Below are 2,636 nucleotides of genomic sequence, written 5' to 3'. Positions count from 1 at the left end.
GTTGAATTCACTATCCCCATCAAAAGTTGAATATGAACTTGACGCATAAGGCGAGAAACTTAATCGAGTTGGAGGTTTAATGTCTTTTATACCAGTAATTTCACCTGAATATTGTGCGATTTCACCAATTTTTTTATCAATATAATTCCAAACATACTGTTCATTTAGGTTATTAATTCTTCTATGAAAGTTAACTCCCCAGGTTTGAATGTTGGTATTTGAAAAACGCAAAGCAGCATAAGGTATTTTAATTTCTACTACCCAACTATCTTTATTTACTTTAACATTGCTATCCCAAACGGCGTTCCAGCTAAAATCTTCACGACCCGAAGAAACTTTTGCATCTCCTTGCGCTCCAGTACTCATTACAGCAAATTCAGTATCGTTTTGTCCATCGTTGTTAGGGTTAATACTAACTAAGAAAAAGTCGACAGTTCCAAATTGGTCTCTTCCACCAAACTGCATTGGAATTTCTTTTGGGTTTGCATCATACATGGTTGCACCAAAATAAATAGCTTCATTATCGTATGCTATTTTTACAGTGGTTTTTTTGTCTTCACGCTCATTTCCGCCATCACCAGGTTCAAACATTACAAAATCCTTTGCTTCTTGGGCTTTTTTCCAAAAAGGTTCATTTAAAATACCGTCAATAGTAGGAGATTTTGTTATTCTAAGTGCAGAAACTGTTTTTTTTGTAGCTTGTGAGTATGAAAAGGAAATAAAAGTTAGACAGAAGACGAATAGAATATTTTTCATTATTAAATAGGATGCATTTTTTGATTATGCTAAAATATTTAACAATCTTTTCAGAAGGTCTTAAATAAATGTTAATAAAGAGTTAATTTTTGAATTAAAAATATCATTTAAAAACTTGAAGCAAATAACCTAAATATCATATTCACATAACCAACATATGAACTGATAAAAAGTGCTGTAATTAAAAAGGACACAATTAAAACAGGAGTATAAAAAATGGATTTTAAAACTAAATTTTTCATGGCCATACGTATTAATAAATTAACAAATTTTTCTATATTAAAATTAATATTAAAAAAGCAAGTTTAGGAATAGTTAGAGCAATTAAATCCCAATGTTTTAAGTGTATTTATACACTAAAAAGGATGTAATCTTGCATTGTGTAAAAGATGTATTTAAGTTGTTTTATTAAATTACTTAGCAACTATTAAAAAAATTAAATTGGATAGTTTTATTTTTTAATAAAGCCATTTTTAAAACTTTTTAGTAATTAAATAAAAAGTTTAAGTTATATTATTACATTTGTTAATATTTTTTAAAACAATATTTCTAATGAATTTACACGAATACCAAGGAAAAGAGTTGTTAAATAGTTTTGGCGTAAGAATACAGCGCGGAATAGTAGCAGATAACCATAAAAAAGCTGTGGAAGCGGCAAAACAATTGGCAACAGAAACTGGCACAGGCTGGTGGGTTGTAAAAGCACAAATTCATGCAGGTGGACGTGGAAAAGGTGGTGGAGTTAAACTTGCTAAAAGTTTAAAAGAGGTTGAAACCATTTCGGAAAGTATTATTGGAATGATGTTAAAAACACCTCAAACTTCTGCTGAAGGAAAAAAAGTACATCAGGTTTTAGTGGCTGAAGATGTTTATTATCCAGGAGCTAACGAACCAGAAGAATACTATATGTCTGTGTTGTTAAACCGAGCAACGGGAAGAAATATGATTATGTATTCTACGGAAGGAGGTATGGATATTGAGGCTGTTGCTGAAAAAACACCACATTTAATTTTTACTGAAGATATAGATCCTCTACTGGGATTATTACCTTTTCAAGCACGTAAAATTGCATTTAACTTAGGGTTATCGGGTGGTGCTTTAAAAGAAATGGTGAAATTTGTTACATCATTATATACAGCTTTTGTAAAGTCAGATTCTTCATTATTTGAAATTAATCCTGTATTAAAAACATCAGATGATAAAATATTAGCGGTGGATTCTAAAGTAACTTTAGATGATAATGCTTTATTCCGTCATAAAGATTTAGCAGCTTTAAGAGATTTACGTGAAGAAAATGAAATTGAAGTTGAAGCAAATGCTGCCGGTTTAAATTATGTAGATTTAGATGGAAATGTAGGTTGTATGGTAAATGGTGCTGGTTTAGCAATGAGTACTATGGATTTAATTAAACAATCTGGAGGTGAACCAGCTAACTTTTTAGATGTTGGTGGAACTGCAGATGCAAAACGTGTTGAAACAGCTTTTAGAATTATTTTAAAAGACCCGAATGTAAAAGCAATTTTGGTTAATATTTTTGGTGGAATTGTGCGTTGCGATAGAGTAGCACAAGGAGTTATAGATGCATACAAAAATATGGGCGATGCTATTAAAGTTCCAATAATTGTAAGATTACAAGGAACCAATGCTATTGAAGCAAAACAATTAATTGATGCTAGTGGTTTAGATGTTATTTCGGCTACTGAATTTCAAGAAGCTGCAGATAAAGTACAAGAAGTTTTAGCTTAAAATTCAACTTATTAGAAAATTTATATTTAAAAAAAACCGGCTATTGTCGGTTTTTTTTTTTTATTATATTTTTAAAAGAACTCCGATTTTTTAAAAATAAAAAGATTATTTGGTGACTTTAAAAAAAAAGTAGC

General features: G+C 30.3%; 2 protein-coding genes. One reads left to right on the top strand and one right to left on the bottom strand.

Annotated features, from left to right (window positions below; translation table 11 throughout):
• The coding region (locus AB1Z17_RS13245) for a sugar-binding protein (protein ID WP_368052246.1) at positions 1–756 on the bottom strand (756 nt) is incomplete at its 3' end.
• Between the two features lie 552 nt (positions 757–1,308).
• Here AB1Z17_RS13245 and sucC point away from each other — a divergent pair.
• Positions 1,309–2,502 (top strand): ADP-forming succinate--CoA ligase subunit beta, encoded by a 1,194-nt coding sequence (gene sucC, locus AB1Z17_RS13240; RefSeq protein WP_368052245.1) that lies wholly within the window; start codon positions 1,309–1,311, stop codon positions 2,500–2,502.
• Positions 2,503–2,636 lie beyond the last annotated feature (134 nt).

The sequence above is a fragment of the Lutibacter sp. genome, assembly GCF_040883305.1.
In the GTDB taxonomy this organism is placed as follows: Bacteria; Bacteroidota; Bacteroidia; order Flavobacteriales; family Flavobacteriaceae; genus Lutibacter.
This window is presented reverse-complemented; position numbering and strand designations above follow the sequence as displayed.